Annotated in this window: 10 protein-coding genes; 2 read left to right on the forward strand and 8 right to left on the reverse strand. The window is 41.6% G+C overall.

What is annotated here, in order from left to right; all coding sequences use genetic code 11:
- Nucleotides 1-95: 95 nt before the first annotated feature.
- From HW271_RS08490 to HW271_RS08520, 7 genes are all read right to left on the reverse strand, one after another.
- Nucleotides 96-1580: an ABC transporter substrate-binding protein gene (locus tag HW271_RS08490; protein WP_178895596.1), complete on the reverse strand. Its 1485-nt coding sequence runs from the start codon at nucleotides 1578-1580 to the stop codon at nucleotides 96-98.
- 107 nt (nucleotides 1581-1687) lie between these two features.
- Entirely contained in the window at nucleotides 1688-2608 is a 921-nt protein-coding gene (locus tag HW271_RS08495; RefSeq protein ID WP_178895597.1) for a carbohydrate ABC transporter permease, read from the reverse strand.
- Between the two features lie 13 nt (nucleotides 2609-2621).
- A complete protein-coding gene (locus HW271_RS08500; protein ID WP_178895598.1) occupies nucleotides 2622-3551 on the reverse strand; it encodes a sugar ABC transporter permease in 930 nt (309 codons plus the stop codon).
- A gap of 202 nt (nucleotides 3552-3753) precedes the next feature.
- Entirely contained in the window at nucleotides 3754-5634 is a 1881-nt protein-coding gene (locus tag HW271_RS08505) for a beta-N-acetylhexosaminidase (RefSeq protein WP_178895599.1), read from the reverse strand.
- Nucleotides 5628-6497: an ROK family protein gene (locus HW271_RS08510; RefSeq protein ID WP_178895600.1), complete on the reverse strand. Its 870-nt coding sequence runs from the start codon at nucleotides 6495-6497 to the stop codon at nucleotides 5628-5630. Before HW271_RS08510 ends, HW271_RS08505 begins: the two co-directional genes overlap by 7 nt.
- Nucleotides 6498-6581: 84 nt before the next feature.
- Entirely contained in the window at nucleotides 6582-9227 is a 2646-nt protein-coding gene (locus HW271_RS08515) for an alpha-mannosidase (protein ID WP_178895601.1), read from the reverse strand.
- A gap of 77 nt (nucleotides 9228-9304) precedes the next feature.
- Nucleotides 9305-10585: a glycoside hydrolase family 125 protein gene (locus HW271_RS08520; RefSeq protein ID WP_178895602.1), complete on the reverse strand. Its 1281-nt coding sequence runs from the start codon at nucleotides 10583-10585 to the stop codon at nucleotides 9305-9307.
- Between the two features lie 171 nt (nucleotides 10586-10756).
- On the opposite strand from HW271_RS08520, the gene HW271_RS08525 reads away from it, so the two are divergent.
- Both HW271_RS08525 and HW271_RS08530 read left to right on the forward strand, forming a co-directional pair.
- Entirely contained in the window at nucleotides 10757-12841 is a 2085-nt protein-coding gene (locus HW271_RS08525; protein WP_178895603.1) for a GH92 family glycosyl hydrolase, read from the forward strand.
- 427 nt (nucleotides 12842-13268) lie between these two features.
- Nucleotides 13269-14717 (forward strand): APC family permease, encoded by a 1449-nt coding sequence (locus HW271_RS08530; protein WP_178895604.1) that lies wholly within the window; start codon nucleotides 13269-13271, stop codon nucleotides 14715-14717.
- A gap of 104 nt (nucleotides 14718-14821) precedes the next feature.
- Here HW271_RS08530 and polA read toward each other — a convergent pair whose 3' ends face one another.
- Entirely contained in the window at nucleotides 14822-17455 is a 2634-nt protein-coding gene (gene polA / locus HW271_RS08535) for a DNA polymerase I (protein ID WP_178895605.1), read from the reverse strand.
- Nucleotides 17456-17512: the final 57 nt, after the last annotated feature.

Here is a 17512-nt window from a genome sequence, read left to right on the forward strand (position 1 = left end):
TATTTACTCTAAAAAGAATCACCACCCCATCTGGAAATACCCAGACAAGATAGTGATTGCAATTTTTAGGAATGAATACACGAAATCAATTATTCTTATGATTTTTTGCTTTTCAAGAATTCGTCGTATTGTTTTTGCATTTCATCCAATACTTTTTGGTAAGCACCTTCAGATTTAAGTTTTTCCATCAATTCTGGAATAGCTTTTTCTGGGTCTACAGTACCAGTGTTGATAGCTGTATCGAATTGTTGCATAGTGTTAGTGATAGCTGAGATTTCAGATTTCACGTTGTCAGTGTTGAAGATGAATCCAAGCGCTGGAGATTCTTTTGCAGTTTCCAAATCTTTCTTAGATTGTGCAATTTGTTCATCTGTAACGTTTTCGTTGATGTAAAGGATCCAGTTGTTACCAGTGTTCCATCCTGACATGTGAGTGTTTCCTTTGTATCCGTCAAGGACTTTAACACGGTTTTCTTTACCTTCAACTTTTTCCCAGTTCTTGCCTTCTGGACCGTAAACAAGACCGTTCAAGAGTTCTGGGTTAGTGTTCAAGAGGTTCAACACTTCCATTGCTTTTTCTTTGTTCTTAGAGTTGTTTGAGATTACAAAGTTTGCAACTTGAGTTGTTTGGTTTTTCTTGATGAAGTTAGTAAATGGTTTGATTTGGATGTCTCTGTTAGCAACACGAGAAAGCAAGCTGCTACCGTAGTCAGCTGGTCCCACTGTTTCTTCACGAACAAGCCAAGTATCCTGAGTAAGGTCATATGAAGTATCACTAGTTGCTACGTCTTTTGGAATGTATCCTGCTTCATAGTATTTGTGCATAGTCTTCAAGTGTTCTACGAAACGAGGAACTTCGTAACGGTTTACGATCTTAGTAGTGTCGCCTTCAAGGTCGATGACGAATGGAAGACCATTTGCAACTGGGTAGTCAAAGTTTTCTGATGGAATAAAGTTTTTACCAACAGCGAATGGCACTACATCTGGAGCTTTTTCTTTAATTTGTTTCAAGACTGGTTCAAGTGTTTCGTATGAAGTTACACCTGAAATATCGATACCATATTTTTCAAGAAGTGGGCCGTTGAAGGCAAAGTTTTGTGAAGATGCAACGTTAGCTGCAACTGGAACAGCGTAAATTTTACCGTTTATAGTGTTACCTTTGATGTAAGCTGGGTCAAGCGCTTTGTAAAGATCAGCTCCTTCTTTCTTGTACAATTCTGTCAAGTCAGCATAAGCACCCTTTTGAGCGTTTACTACGTAGTTATCTGCAAATGCGATATCATAGTTTTCACCTGATGAAGTGATAACTGACATTTTCTTACCGTAGTCACCCCAACCAAGGTATTGGATATCCAATTTAGCACCAACTTTTTCTCCGATGATTTTGTTTGCATTTTCTAGCAATTCATCCAAGTTATCTGGTTTGTCACCGATTTGGTACATTTTGATAACAGTTTTATCACCTGAAGCTGAGTCAGCAGCCTTTTGGTTGTTTCCTTTAAGGTTTCCACAAGCTGCAAGGCTAGCAGCTAAAGCGACAAGGCTAGCAGAAGCAAAAGCATATTTTTTCCAGTTTTTCATGATAAAAACTCCTTTTTTTATTTTTAATTTATAAACAATTTTAATGAGTAACTTTCCTTATGATGAAAAGTTAGATAGAGAAGAGAAAGCTTGTTTCTCAGCGTCTCTTATTCTTTAACACCACCGATAGTCAAACCTTTTACAAAGTAGCGTTGGAAGAACGGATATAGAATCGCGATCGGAATAGTTGCAACTACAACCATAGCCATACGGCCTGTTTCTTTTGGTAGGGCAACTGCAAGTTGTCCTGACATCCCAACTGACTTAGCAATGTAATCCATGTTGTTTTGAATTTGCATGAGCAAATATTGCAATGGATACAAGTTGTCACTCTTGATGTAAAGAAGGGCATTGAACCAGTCGTTCCAGAATCCAAGTGCTGTCAAAAGTGTGATAGTCGCAATCCCTGGAAGAGAGAGTGGTAAACAGATTTGGAAGAAGATCCGCGCCTCACTAGCACCATCAATACGAGCCGATTCGAGGATTGCTTCTGGAATGGTTTTCTTGAAGAAAGACCGCATCAACATGATGTTGAATGGTGATAGAAGCATCGGAACAATCAAGGCCCAAATAGTATCACCCAAGTGAAGTAGCTGAGTTACCACGATATAGCCTGGTACCAAACCAGCATTGAACAACATACTAAGAAGAGCAAAGATTGTAAAGAATTTGCGATACTTAAATGTTGAACGTGAGATGGCATAAGCGTATGTTGTTGTGATGAATACGTTTGTCAAGGTACCGACAACTGTCACAAAGGTTGAGATAAAGAGTGCTTGCAAAATTTTGTCTTTAAATTGAGCCAAGAATTGGAATCCATCTACACCAAACTTAGAAGGGAAGAAACTATATCCATATTGAACAATACTTTTTTCGTCTGTAACTGAAATAATGATTACGAAGATGAAAGGCAAGATACAAGAGAAGGCCAGCAAACCAGATATGATACTAAAGAAAATATCTGCCTTTTTGCTGAAGGAGTGTATGCCAACATTATCAATTTTTTCTTTTTGAATTTTTTTTGCCATATGCTCCTCCTTTCTAGAATAGTGCTGAGTTAGGATCAACACGTCTTGCAAGTAAGTTTGATAGGATAACGAGAATCAAACCGACGACTGACTGGTAGAGACCGGCTGCTGAAGCCATACCGATATCTGCTGTCTGAGTCAATCCGTTAAAGACATAGACGTCCAATACATTTGTTACACTATAGAGCTGACCTGCGTTGTGAGGGATTTGGTAGAAGAGACCGAAGTCTGCACGGAAGATATTTCCGACTGCAAGGATGGTCAATACTGTCACAAGCGGTGTCAACTGAGGGATGGTTACGTTACGGATACGTTGCCATTTGCTAGCACCGTCCACTGTCGCTGCTTCGTAGTAAGTTGGGTCAATACCCATGATAGTTGCGTAGTACATCACACTACTATATCCAAAGCCTTTCCAGATACCTAGGAAAAGGAGAAGGTAAGGCCAAATACTTACATCAGCGTAGAAGTTAATACCCTTCATTCCAAGAGCTTCTAAGGTGTGGTTGATAAGCCCTTTATCGATGTTTAGGAAAGCATCTGTAAAGAAACTGATGATAACCCAAGATAGGAAGTAAGGGAACAACATAGATGTTTGGTAGATTTTAACCATTTGCTTAGAGCGAAGTTCACTAAGGATAATGGCGATACCAACTGACACAATTAAACCGATAAAGATAAATCCAAGGTTGTAAAGTACAGTGTTTCGAGTGATGACAAAGGCATCCTTGGAACTAAACAAGAATTTAAAGTTATCTAGTCCGACCCATTTACTATTTATAATACTGTGGACGAATCCTTCACCAGTCATATGGTAGTCTTTGAAGGCAACCACATTCCCAAAAACTGGAATGTAGAAGAATAAAATCAACCAAATTGTTCCTGGTAGAACCATTAAGAGAAAAATCCAATTATCTCTTAAAGTTTTTGAAAACTTGTTCATAATTTCCTCCCTTTTTATTTTCTAAAACTTCATAATCTCACATTTTTAAATTTGATAACGTTTACAAAAATAGTATACTCTTATTTTTAGGACAGTTTAAACTACAAATTATAGAAAAAACTCCACAAATTATTTTATGTGGAGAGCTTTTTTATATAAGAAGGATGTTTCACGAGAAACTTTCTTCCTGAATAGAGTTTTCCTAGGTTGTATAAATGGTCGAAGCTGTCGCAATAGTATGCCACTGGTTAGCCGTTGTGGCTGCGAAGTCCTGATCCCCGTAGAAATCGTTGAATGGCAAGATCTCTACTTCTAGTTCGTCGATACGAGAGATTTCGCCTGCTAGATAGTTTTCAATGCGACTTTCTGCGCGCTTGATCCGTTGCAAGAGCCCACCCATACGAATGTCTACTGTATCCAAGCCAAAGACCTTGTTTTCTTTCAACCATTGTTGACTAAAGAGAGCATGGAAGATTTCAATCTGGCTTCTGAGTTTTGGCAATTCTCCTCTAGCTATTCCTTGCAAACTGTCTTTATCATCAGCTTGATAAACTTGACGGATACGTCGCCCCACATCCACTTTACTACTTAAAATGGCATTCAACTGTGCCTGAGTTTCGAAAAGATAAGCGTAAATGCCTGCTTTTTCTTTGATAGTAGTAAGAGTCTCAGCTGCTTGGGCAAAGTGTGGCTTGTCCTGTTCAGGTGTCATGTGCTTGTCAAGAATTGGGCAGAGAACATCCTGATAAAAGACATAACGGTTAGGGTTAATCCCACTGAGATTATCTGGTAGATCTGGCAAGAGGTTAGCAAGGTCAAGTTGCATGAAGTCTTCAACCGATAAACCTGTATTGGTCTTGAAATGAGCTGACAAACGGTCTAAATCATTGCGGTAGCTGAGTTCTGCCCAGATTTGCAAGCTTGGAAAGATAGAGAACTGGGCTGTTTCCCCACCATTGTCCCCCCAACCCGTCACGATGACTTCCTTGATCTGATTAGCACGACAGGCTTTATTAGCTTCAAGAGCGATAAGACGACTGAAATGGTTGTGTGGTGTAAAGCCAATCCACTTCCAGGCACCACCTGCAAAAGCGATATCCTGGCTAATCTTGTGGTGATTACGGAAGTTACGGTTGTATTTTTCTTCGCTATCCTGATAATAATCCCAGTAAACCAAGGTCACACGGTCTTTGAGACGATCAAGATAAACGCGCGTTTCCTCTGGAATTTCCACATCACGATCATACTGCCCATCTGCTGACATAAGCTTGAAGAACATATCGCTCCACATCTGGCAGTGGAAACCATACTTGTCTGCAATATCCAGCACGCGCTCCAAGTGTTGGCACATGAGGAGACTCCGATCAACCACACCGTTCAGGATAAGGTAACGTCCCAAACCAACTAGGTGAGCTTCGTCCATTCCGATATTGACCTTGCGAGTTTGTAGTTTAGATAACGTCGCAAACATACCGTCAATCAGGTCGTAGACTTTTTCTTCACCGATGAGAAGAATGTCTTCTACATCGCGGAGTTGCTGGACTTCTTTGACACCCCATTTGACAAAGGCTGATAAGTGGGCCAGGGTTTGGATACATGGGACAAAGGTCATGTCAAACTGCTGAGCGTATGCTTCGATTTCCTGTAATTCCTCAGCTGAATAAGCCCCACGGAAATAACCAAAGTAAGGTTGTCCTTCAATTTGATAAGTGTCTTCCATGTAGAGCTCAAAGGTTGAATAACCCATCAGAGCTAAGACTTCAATCATCTGCTTGGCAGATGCGACATTGAGCACGGCATTGCGCGAACAGTCAGCCATGTAGGCTAAATCTTCATAAGCTGCTTGTTCTTCAATCTCTACCTTATCACCTTCTTCTAAAGCTGTTGCTAGCACAGACAAGGCACGATAGAGTTGATGAGGTTTTCGATAGGTCAATTGATAGTGGCCACCCTCACCCTTGATAGAGATGGAGGCCTGATCAGACTGAGCGACTGCCACCTCTACATCTGGTAGAGAAATGTGATTTTTTAATACTTCGATAGATTGGGCTTGTTTGGGACTAAGTCCTGTAAAACTTACCATTGGTTTTCCTCCTGTAACCAGTTGACAAGGGCACCGTAGAGATTGGCATCTGCGTGATAGGTGCAAGCTTGGATGACTGGAGCGATTGTATATTCTTCATATCTTTCCACAAAGGTATCTACTGCTTTTTGCACACCTTTGATAAAATCTGGGTTTTGACTGATAGAGCCACCTAGGCTAATCACATCTGGATCAATGAGATACTGGATATTGAGCAGGCCTTGAGCAAGATTACGATTCATACGCTCAATGGCTTCCTGGCAAAGAGCATTGCCGGCTGCAGCTTCTTGGTAAATCTTACGGCCATCCCAGTCAGACTGACCTGATTTCTCAATCACATAACGAACCATGTTCCCCGTAGAAGCTAGTAACGACCAGTTATTGAGCTTTTCTGCAGGCTCGATGGTTGTCATGTAGCCAAACTCACCGCCCAAACCATGACGACCACGGTGTAGCTTCCCATTGATAATCATGGCTCCACCGATTCCTGTACCAATGACAACACAGGCTGCATTTTCAATCTCAGGATGCGCCAGCAATTCACTCAGCCCAACGCAGTTGGCATCATTTTCTAAATGAACAGGTAGTTTGTGATGAGCAAGGGCCTCATACCAAGAAAAACCATGGATGTAAGGAATGGCGCTAATTCCCTCAATCACTCCTGTTTCTTGGTTAACTGCACCTGGCACACTCATAGCAATCCCACGATAGTCTTGTTCTGACAAACGTTGGTCCAACCAAGCAAGCAACTCTTCTAGAGTCTCTGGCGTCGGTGTGCTGATCTTATCTAAAATCTTTCCATCAGGAGTTAGACTAGCAAACTTAATGCCAGTTCCTCCAATATCAATGGTTGCAAGGGTCATGGCTTTCACCTGTAAAAAGGAGCGAATCAGCAGTTGGTCCTTACTTTTTCGCTCCTCCTTTCTGTTTATGTTTTCTTGTTGAAATTAAATTTCTTCTTTTTTGATCAATTCTGTACGAATTTCCTGTGGTGCCAATAGTCCTGAATGAACTGGATATGGGCGTTCCAACAAATCAAGAATGGTTTGTTGTTTTTCAGACACGCGAACATTTTCTTGACTCATATTGTAGTAACGAAGGACGTATCCTTCTTCATTTTCAGCAACTTTAAAGGCTGTTGGGCAGACTTGTGGCAAGTTGAGGGCTGCATGGTTGAAGAGACTACCTGTTGCAGCAACGCTACCTTCTTGTTTTGCAACTTGAAGGGCTGTAAATGGCACCTGGAAGGCTTTTGCACGACGGAAGGCTGAGAAACGTTCGCCTGCTTGATGGCATTCTACTGCAAACTCAACTTCGATATCGCGCAAGCACTGGGCTTCTGGCGTTGGGAAGTAGCCCCAGTCACCTAGCTCACCTGAAGCACGGAGAAGAGTTACAGCCATGGTGTCGTCTCCAAGGATTTCGTATTCGTGCAATCCTTTATTGGATACGGTCACTCCTTTTACATCATCATACAAACTGACAAAGGCTTGTTGGTGTTGTGGATTTTCAGGATTTTCCCAAGAAGCTGCCGGTTTATTTGGTCTTGTCACAACTTCATAGATGCTTTCAGAATCATTACTTGGGCGTGTGTTATGAGTTTTGACCAAGAGACGAATGCGGTGGTCTTTGGCTGTATTGGTAAAGCGAGTCTTGAAGCGAATCTGTGGATTGTCCACAAAGACAGTCATTTCTGTTTCAAGAGGAATGGTTGTCAACTCTTCTGAACGACCTGCATCTCGTTTCATGAACTCGATGATACCTCTTTGTTCAGCATCCAATTTTTCATCTGCGCTAACTGGAATAGTCAAGTCATGTTTGAGCAAAACCTTAGCATAGCGAGCATTGTTTTCTAAGACTTCATAGCCTTTCAGTTGAGCGTAGATTGGCTCAGTTCCTTTTGGTTGGAAATAAATGTACTCATTCCCGATATCTCCACGGTCCTCGAATTGGATGAAATCTTCGTAGGCTTCGTTAGTAGTCTTGTCGTAGACTGTAATTCCTTCATCTACACTCACTGTCACGAATGGTGTATCAATGACTCCATTTTGGTAAATACCATCACGGTGATCTACTTGACCTTCGACCAATTGGAAGCTTGCCCAAGAAAGCGGAGCAAGGTGGACTGGGATTGTCACGCGAACTTGGCGTGCAATATATGGTTGGCGGAATTTATCCTTAGGCAAGGTATAACCAAAACTTGCTCCCAAGTCTTCAATCTTGGCTTCAAGGACATGGCCATCCAAATCTTCAACATGGTAATCTGGCAAGGTCACAGCTGCCATCTTCTTGTAACCTTCTGTTGGGTGCAATTCTTTGAAATCACAAGTCACAACATCCACTACAACACTGACTGTATCAACCTTGTCATGTAAAGTTGTATTGACAACCGTAAAGAGGTGGTCACTTTGCGCTTCTTGAGTTGCTATTTTATGTTTCCACTCATTGAGAAGGTTGGTCTTGACAAAGTTTCCAACCTGATTGACCTTGGCAAAACGAGTTTCCATTTCACGGTGTACTTCATCAATACTGCATCCACAGATGCTATCGTGTGGTGCATTTTGCAAGAGTACTTTCCAAGCATAGGTCAATTGATCCTTGTGGTTATGTCCACCAGTAATGATGGTCAAAGGTTCTACTACTTGCTCCAACAAATTGCTGTTTTCTTGGAAGGCTTGTTTGAGATAAACGCGTGAAGAAGAGGTGTTAGCAAGGGTGTACCAACCATCAGTTTCCTGGCTAGTCAACTCACCTGTAACTGTTGATAGATGTTCAGGAAGTGCACTTTCCACTGCTTGAACGTATTCATCAAAGGAGCTGTGAACAAAGGTCACGTCAGGGAAAAGTTCGTTTGCCACACGAATGGCTTCACTCAAATTTCGTTGAACTGGTTGGTGATCACATCCGTTCATCATCAACCATTGGTTAGTAGAAGCATAGTCACGGACGTCTGCCAATTTTTGTTTCCAGAAGGTCAAGGCTTCATCTTTATCTACTGGAATTTCGTTCCCGTTACTGTACCAGTTAGCAAATAGAATGCCGAGCACACGGCTACCATCCGCACCTTGCCAGTACATCTCAGAAAATTGAGAGGTAAACTGCTCATCTTCGAGGACTTGGTTGTCAAAGCCGATCGGTTTGACACCACGACCAAAGGCTGCTACGTGAATACCTGATTTTTGAAGGATTTGAGGAGCTTGCCCCATATTTCCAAAAGTATCTGGAAAGTAACCAATCTGAGTTGATTTACCCCATTTAGCACATTCAGCTTGGCCAATCAAGGTATTGCGGACATTGGCTTCACTGGAAATCAAATAATCATCCTGCAAGATGTAGAATGGTCCAATCTTGAGTTTCCCTTCGTCGATATAACGCTGCACCTTGTCACGGTTTTCAGGGCGAATTTCTAAATAGTCATCGAGGACAATGGTTTGTCCATCTAGGTGGAAGCTCTTGAACTCAGGATCATTTTCAAAAAGATCAAAAAGATTGTCAAAAAGTTCCACCAATTGCATCCGGTGACTTTCAAAAGGTAGATACCACTCACGATCCCAGTGACTGTGAGAAATAATATGTACAACAACATTTTCCATGGAGTAAAACCTCATTCTAACTTAAATTTAAAAATATATTTGTGATTCTGTACAAGAATCTATTGAGCTAAGGCTTATTAGCGAATATCTAGGTAATCCAAGACCAATTCGCAGAACATCATGTTGGCCCATGAGAACCATTCACGAGAGTAGAGAGTCGGATCGTCTACGTGGAAGCTTTCGTGCATGACACCTGTTCCACCATCGCAGGCAACGAGTTGATCTAGCAAATGTTTTTTCTCCGCCTTATCCGTCGTTGTCAATCCTTGGATAGATAGAGCAATCGGCCAGATATAGCGGTAGAAGGTATGTGAACTTCCGAGTCCACTAGCGTATTCTCCTTGGTAGAAGTATGGATTTTCAGGGCTCAGAATAGTGCGACGAGTGGCTTGATACACTTCGTCATTGACATCACAGTAACCAAGATATGGAGCAGCCAACAAACTTGGCACGTTAGGATCGTCCATGATGCTAGCATTTCCTAGACCGTCTACCTCAAAGGCATAAATCTTTTCACCCTTACTATTTGTAGTGTAGGCGTAATTTTCGATCCCTTCTTGAATCTCAGTTTGGAGGCGTTTGGCATCAGCAATAATACTTTCGCTATCGGCTAGAGTCAATTCTGCAAAGATTTCTTGGACATAACCCAAGACAACCACTGCAAACATATTCGACGGAATCAAGTAGCTATACTGACAGCAGTCATCACTTGGACGGAAGGCTGACCAGGTCATTCCTGTCACGGCAAAGTCAGGACCAAATCCATCATTTACCAAGGTATCCTCCTTGCGATCAGTGTCACGAACGAAACGGTATGGTGAATTATTGTGATCTTGCTCCACCGTCCAAAGATGAAGGATTTCCTTGGCCGCGGTGACAAAGATTTCATCAAATTGACTCGTCTCACCAGTTTCCTTCCAAAGGAGATAAGCCAATTGCAAGGGATAGCAAAGCGAATCCACTTCATACTTACGTTCCCAAATCCAGCCATTGAGGTCTGTATGGTCTGTCTCGTGATGACCCTTCCAGTTCTCCTCAATATTGAAAGAGTTGGCATAGGGATCCTTGAGAATCAAAGCCATCTGGCGTTTAACCAAGCCAGCAATGGTCTGGCGCAAACGAGGGTCTCTTTTTGCCACATGAAGGTATGGTCTAAGCTGAGCAGTTGAATCACGGAGCCACATAGCTGGAATATCCCCGGTTAGCACAAAGGTCGAGCCGTCTTCTAAGATTTCAACTGTATTGTCTAAAGTGTCTGTGTAGCAACGTTCAAAGACATCCACCCATTCCGGATGATCTTTAGCACGCTCCGCTACCTCATCTAGCCACTCTCTAACAATTTCTTTTGAATAAACCATAAACTATTTTGCCTCTTTCAAACAAATTTTCATTTTCAGTATATAGCTTTTAGTCCAGAAAATATATACACAAATGTTAGTCATTATTCTACAAAATTGTTATATTTGAAAGTCATTTTCTAAAAGTCTCCTTTTTCTGATATAATGTAAAAAACTAACTAAGGAACCACTATGAAACCTATACTTGAAACCATTGATACGCGTTTTGGCACCGCGAGCAAGCATGCCTTTTCACGAGGCAATACACTACCCTACACTGGAGTGCCTTTTGGGATGAATTACTTTGTTCCACAAACTAGTGATCAGGAAGGATCTTGGTTTTTTGATCCCCATCTTCCCATATTTCAGGGTATTCGATTAACCCATCAGCCTAGCCCTTGGATTGGTGATTATTCTTGGTTACTACTGACTCCTGTTACAGGAAAAATCAGCGGTGACACGCTCTTCTATCGTCAGTCTTCCTATAACTTGGAGCGTGCCATTTTCAATCCCCATTATCTCAGAATTTTTTCTGAACGTTACCAGATTGAAACTCAACTCACACCGACTTGCTATGGAGCTTCTATCCAACTAAGACAAACACAAGGCCAGCACCTCTCGCTCTATATTCGTGCAGCTGATGATTTAACATTAGAGCAAGTGGATAATCGTACTATCGACTTTCGACAAAGTGGATTAACAGAAACAAACAAAAGTCCCCTAGTCATGTTCACTGTCCTCGCATTCTCTACGGATATTAAATCTATCAATCAAGAGGGGGAAGACTGGCGTATTGACTTGGCTGGAGCAGAAGCTCAAGTTCAACTGGCAACTTCCTTTATTTCCAAAGAGCAAGCCCTCTTTAATCTCCCTAAACAAGATTTTGAAGAAACAAAAGCAGATGCTAAAGATAGTTGGGAAGACCTTCTGGGCCGTTTTGATGTCGTAGAAACCGGCTCAGTAGACCGAACATTTTTTGACCACTGCCTCTACAGGCTTTTCCTCTTCCCGCAAACATTTTATGAGGTGAATGAGCAGGGCGAGAATATTCATATGGGCCTTGCTTCAGGAACGATCAAGCCTGGTCTACTCTATACCAACAATGGTTTTTGGGATACCTTCCGCACTTCATTCCCACTCTTTGCCTTGATTATTCCGGAATACTATCACCAATTTCTTGAGGGCTTCCTTAATAGCTACCGCGACACTGGCTATCTCCCTAAGTGGCTTGCTCCTGACGAACGAGGAATGATGCCTGGTACTTTGATTGATGGTCTTATTGCAGATAGCGCTTGTAAAGGCATGGCACCTGAACTTGAAGAAGAATTTCTCAAAGCCATGATTGAAACTGCGACCAAGGCAGATCCAAAAGCTGTCAACGGGCGACACGGTCTTGCTCAATACCAAGAACTTGGCTACCTATCCACAGATTATCATGAAAGTGTCAGTCATACACTGGACTATGCTTATAGTGATTTTTGCATCTCTACCTGCGCAGCAAAATTGGGTCAAGAAGAACTAGCACAAACTTATTCCCAATATTCTAAGAATTATCAAAATCTATTTGACCCTGAAACAGGCTACATGAGGGCGCGTGATGTAGATGGCAACTTCCGTCCTGACTTTTCTCCTTATAGTTGGGGTCGTGACTACGCTGAGTGTTCAGCCGTTCAAGCCAGTCTCGGTGTCTTACATGATATTTCTGGACTTAGCCAACTAATGGGGGGAAAAGAATCCTTTAGTAACTATCTTTTGAAAACTTGTCAAAGTCTCCCTCTCTTTGAAACGACCGGCTATGGTTATGAAATCCATGAAATGAGCGAAATGGCAACAGCGCCATTTGGTCAACTAGCCATTTCAAACCAACCAAGTTTCCACATCCCTTACCTTTTCCGCTACAGTAATTATTCTCAATATACCAGTCTCTTAATCAAGACCCTTCGTCAAAAAGCCTTTCGATCTGACTGGGATGCTTATCCAGGAGACGAGGATAACGGTAGTCTATCAGCTTGGTATGTCTGGTCTGCTCTTGGGCTTTACCCAACCTGTCCAGGAAAAGCATCTTACGACCTTGGGATTCCACTCTTTGATCATCTGCGTGTCTATCTGGCAGAAAAAGAGCAGTGGTTGGATATTCGTACTCAGCAAAATCATGAACATTTCCACTTTGTACAAGACTGTCGATTGGACGGGAAAGAAAAACAAACCATCAGTCATCAGGAACTGCTTAATGCTCAAACCCTTGACTTTAATCTCAGTTGGTTACCGAAGCATTAATAACCAAACCCCTTTGTCGTACATAAAGGAGTTTTCTTATCAATATAAAGTTATCCACAAACTGTGAATAACCTTCAAACTTTCTTCGGAAAATATTTTCAAGATTTTCCAAAACAAATCTCCAACCAAATTATATATGATTTGCAATAGAAATGCTGTTAGAACCCTTGTCCAATGAGGCTTTATCCCAGATTATCCTCTCTTATAATTCCTAAATTTCTTGTCTCCTTTACAAATGATAGCTATAAAAATATTTTTGATAGGCTAGTATCGAGTTATCCACAACTTGTGGATAACTCTTTCTCAATCAACAAGGGCTTCCTCCTATATTTTAGCGAGCCTTTACATTTTTTATAGTAAATTTCAAATTTTATTAGGCGCTTTCAAAAAAACATGATAAACTGAAATTATCAGAAAAGGAGACATTATGAAAAAAGATCAACACCAACTTAATTGGCTGATGGTTTCTCTGATCGCTTTCAACATGGTTTGGGGGCTAGGAAACGTCGTCAACAACTATTCTCAACAGGGAATTTCAGTCGTCGTATCTTGGGTTTTAATCCTCGCACTCTACTTCATCCCTTATTCCCTCATTGTCGGACAACTAGGTTCTACCTTTAAGGAAAGCGGAAGCGGTGTTAGTGACTGGGTTGAAAAAACATCAACCAAACGTCTCGCCTACTTTGCCGCTTGGACCTACTGGGTTGTGCATATCCCTTACCTCGCACAAAAACCTCAAGGAATCCTGATTCCGCTTGGATGGGCCTTGCAAGGCAACGGTCAATTTCTAAAACAAATTGACTTCCACTGGATTGTTATTCTCAGCTTACTAATCTTTGGACTTTTCCTCTACCTTTCTACAAAGGGATTGGCAACTCTAAAAGTTATCGGTAGCTTGGCGGGAAGTGCTATGTTGATTATGTCTCTATTCTTTGTGCTTTTGGCTGTCGGTCTGCCTTTCATCAAGCCTGATATTCAGTTTGCGACACCACACATGGATCAGCTGAGCACCTACATTCCAAACTTTGATTTTTCTTATTTTACAACGATTTCACTGCTAGTATTTGCAGTTGGTGGTTGTGAAAAAATTTCCCCTTACGTGAATCAAACCCGCAACCCTGCAAAAGAATTTCCAAAAGGTATGATTGTCATGGCCATCATGGTAGGTCTCTCTGCTATCCTTGGTTCAGTTGCCATGGGAATGCTATTTGATGGCAATAATATCCCTGAAGACCTCATGCGTAATGGTGCTTATCAAGCCTTCCAAATGCTAGGAAATTCTTGGGGCGTTGGAAACCTCTTTGTCGTAATCTATGCTCTTACAAACATGGTCGGACAAATTGCGGCACTTGCCTTCTCTATTGATGCACCACTGCAAATCCTTCTCAATAACGCTGATGAAAACTACATCCCAAGTTGGCTTCGTAAACGTACTGAAAAAGGCGTCCTCATTAATGGTTATCTCCTTACAGGCGTCCTCGTTAGTCTCATCATCATCCTCCCAATTTTTGGTATCCAGGAAATTGACGGACTTGTAAAATGGATGACCAACCTCAATTCTATCGTGATGCCGATGCGTTACCTCTGGGTATTCCTTGCCTACATGATGCTCAATCGCGCCTGGAAGACATACAAAAATGCCGAATACAAGTTTGTGAAAAATCCTAAACTTGGCTTTATTATCGGTACTTGGTGCTTCCTCTTTACAGCCTTTGCTTGTATCCTAGGTATGGTTCCAAAAATTAACTATGCTGAGAATCCAACTGCTTGGCAATTCTCTCTACTTACAAATATCTTAACACCAATTATTCTGATTGGTTTGGGTGTTATTCTACCAGTACTTGCCAAAAAAGAACAAAAGAAACAAAGCAAATAAATTCTACTATTAGCTAGATAGTTTCGCTTTTGTCTTTTCCTGAAAGAAAAATCCCCTTTGAACCATATTGTTCAAGGGGATTTTTTTGTTTGATAATCTATTTTCTACTTAGCTTCGTACCAAGTTACACCTTCATTTTCGTCAGCAATCAGTGGCACACTGAGTTGAATGGCTTCTTCCATAGTTTGTTTGACAAGATTTTTAATAACTATCAATTCTGACTTAGGCACCTCAAGTACAATTTCATCGTGTACTTGTAACAGCATCTTAGTCTGATAACCACCTGCTACCAAGGCTTTATCTAACTGAATCATAGCGATTTTGAGAATATCTGCAGCCGAACCTTGGATAGGTGAGTTGATAGCTGTACGTTCCGCAAAACCACGAATGTTAAAGTTACGCGAATTGATATCTGGCAACTCACGACGACGTTTGAAAAGAGTCTCTACATAACCCTTATCACGCGCTTCACGCACCACTTCATCCATGTAGTTTTTAATACCTGGGAAGCGTTCAAAGTAGGTATCGATATAGGCCTTCGCCTCTTTACGGCTGATACCTAGGTTATTGGATAAACCAAAGTCTGAAATTCCGTAAACCACTCCAAAGTTGACAGCCTTGGCATTGCGACGGTCATTCGGAGTCACATCCTCAGGACGTTCAATCCCAAAGACACGCATGGCTGTCGAGGTATGAATATCCGCTCCTTCTTGGAAGGCCTTAATTAAGTGTTCATCCTTAGAGATATGCGCCAAAACGCGCAATTCAATCTGTGAGTAGTCCGAGCTGAGAAGGACACTATCCTCCCACTCTGGCACAAAAGCCTTACGAATAAGACGACCTTGTTCCAATCGAACAGGGATATTTTGCAAGTTTGGATCCACACTAGACAGACGACCGGTCTGAGTCAAATCCTGTACATAGCGCGTGTGAATCTTGCCATCCGCTAAAATCCAGTCCTGTAGACCGATTACATAAGTGGATTGAATCTTAGCAATCTGACGGTAATCGAGAATTTTCTTAACGATTGGGGCAATAGGAGCTAGACGTTCCAAGACATCTACTGCTGTCGAGTAACCGGTCTTAGTTTTCTTCGTGTATTCGAGAGGGAGACCTAGCTTTTCAAAAAGCAATTCGCCAAGCTGTTTAGGCGAGTTGATATTAAATTCCTCACCAGCCAATTCATAAATCTCTTGCGTCAACTTTTCGATGACGAGCTCATTTTCAGCTTGCATCTCAAGCAAGGTTTCTTTTTTGACCTTGATCCCAGCGATTTCCATCTTAGCTAGAACAAGGGCCAGAGGTTGCTCCATCTCATAGAGGAGGTCTAATTGACCGTTTTCACTTAACTTGTCAAGTAAAACAGGTTCAGTTTCAACTAAAACAGCAACCTTACGAGCTAAGTGTTCCAAGAATTTCTCTCGCTCAGGGATAGCTTTCTTGACACCCTTGCCGTAGAAGGTTTCATCATCAGGTAAATATGTCTTACCGTATAGACTAGCAATGGTTGAAATTTCATTATTCTCTACTGTTGAGAGAAGATACTTAGCCAAACGGCTGTCAAAAGCAGGAGCCTGTAAATTCAAACCAAAGCGATTTAAGAGAACTTTAGCCTTCTTAAAGTCATACACTTTCAGAGGTGTTTTTTCTAGAAAATCCTTAAGAATCGGATCCTGCAGAAGTTCTAGCTTATCTGTAGCGTAAAGTTTGTCTCCACAAGACCAGGCAAAGCCAACTAAATCATCTATATGATAGTTTTCTCCAAAAAGTTCAAAGTGGAAGATAGAGTCTTCACTCAGCATATCTTGACTTACTTTATCCACCATAGTGAAATTCAAAGTCTCAGCTTGGTTAGTCTGAGAAGCATTCAAGGCTTGCTTGAGCTGCTTAAAGCCCATCTCATCGTAGAATTTCCCAAGGTTTTCCACATTTGGCCCACTATAGACCAAATCATCCAGACCTATCTCGATTGGCGCTTTCGTGTCGATGGTAGCTAGTGTTTTAGACAGAAAGGCTTGTTCCTTGTCATTGACAAGATTTTCCTTCATCTTTGAAGCCTTCATGCTGTCAATATTTTCATAAATACCTTCAAGCGAGCCATGTTCTAACAAGAGCTTGATCCCAGTCTTTTCACCAATCTTAGTTACACCAGGGATATTATCTGACTTATCTCCCATGAGGGCTTTAAGATCAATGAACTGAGCTGGTGTGATGCCCATCTTTTCCATGAGATATTCTGGTGTAAACGCCTCAAATTCAGCTACACCTTTCTTAGAAATCTCAACCACTGTATGTTCATCTGTCAACTGAATCAAGTCCTTGTCTCCACTGACGATCGTTACATCAAAAGATTCCTTTTCAGCCAAGCGTCCCAAGGTACCAATGATATCATCTGCTTCATACTGGGCCAACTCATAATGACGAATCCCAAGATGGTCTAGCAACTCACGAATAAAGGGAAATTGCTCACGAAACTCATCCGGAGTCTTAGCACGGCCACCCTTATAATCAGCATACATCTCTGTACGGAAAGTTGTCTTTCCTGCATCAAAAGCAACCAGGATATGACTCGGTTGGACACGTTCCAATAGGTGATTTAGCATCAGATGAAATCCATAGATTGCATTGGTATGTAGTCCATTGTCATTTTTAAAACGATCCAGTTGCTGATAAAGTGCAAAGAATGCTCGGAAAGCAACCGAAGAACCATCAATCAATAATAATTTTTTCTTGTCCATACACCCATTATATAGGAAAGCAGGGAAAAATACCATTGCTAAGAGTTATATTAAAGG

It is taken from the genome of Streptococcus sp. oral taxon 061 (genome assembly GCF_013394695.1).
Classification (GTDB): domain Bacteria; phylum Bacillota; class Bacilli; order Lactobacillales; family Streptococcaceae; genus Streptococcus.

What these genes read in the sequence shown, in the direction of transcription:
- HW271_RS08490 (WP_178895596.1), bottom strand. Translation starts at nt 1,580, where the DNA reads ATGAAAAACTGGAAAAAATATGCTTTTGCTTCTGCTAGCCTTGTCGCT.
- HW271_RS08495 (WP_178895597.1), bottom strand. Translation starts at nt 2,608, where the DNA reads ATGGCAAAAAAAATTCAAAAAGAAAAAATTGATAATGTTGGCATACAC.
- HW271_RS08500 (WP_178895598.1), bottom strand. Translation starts at nt 3,551, where the DNA reads ATGAACAAGTTTTCAAAAACTTTAAGAGATAATTGGATTTTTCTCTTA.
- HW271_RS08505 (WP_178895599.1), bottom strand. Translation starts at nt 5,634, where the DNA reads ATGGTAAGTTTTACAGGACTTAGTCCCAAACAAGCCCAATCTATCGAA.
- HW271_RS08510 (WP_178895600.1), bottom strand. Translation starts at nt 6,497, where the DNA reads ATGACCCTTGCAACCATTGATATTGGAGGAACTGGCATTAAGTTTGCT.
- HW271_RS08515 (WP_178895601.1), bottom strand. Translation starts at nt 9,227, where the DNA reads ATGGAAAATGTTGTTGTACATATTATTTCTCACAGTCACTGGGATCGT.
- HW271_RS08520 (WP_178895602.1), bottom strand. Translation starts at nt 10,585, where the DNA reads ATGGTTTATTCAAAAGAAATTGTTAGAGAGTGGCTAGATGAGGTAGCG.
- HW271_RS08525 (WP_178895603.1), top strand. Translation starts at nt 10,757, where the DNA reads ATGAAACCTATACTTGAAACCATTGATACGCGTTTTGGCACCGCGAGC.
- HW271_RS08530 (WP_178895604.1), top strand. Translation starts at nt 13,269, where the DNA reads ATGAAAAAAGATCAACACCAACTTAATTGGCTGATGGTTTCTCTGATC.
- polA (WP_178895605.1), bottom strand. Translation starts at nt 17,455, where the DNA reads ATGGACAAGAAAAAATTATTATTGATTGATGGTTCTTCGGTTGCTTTC.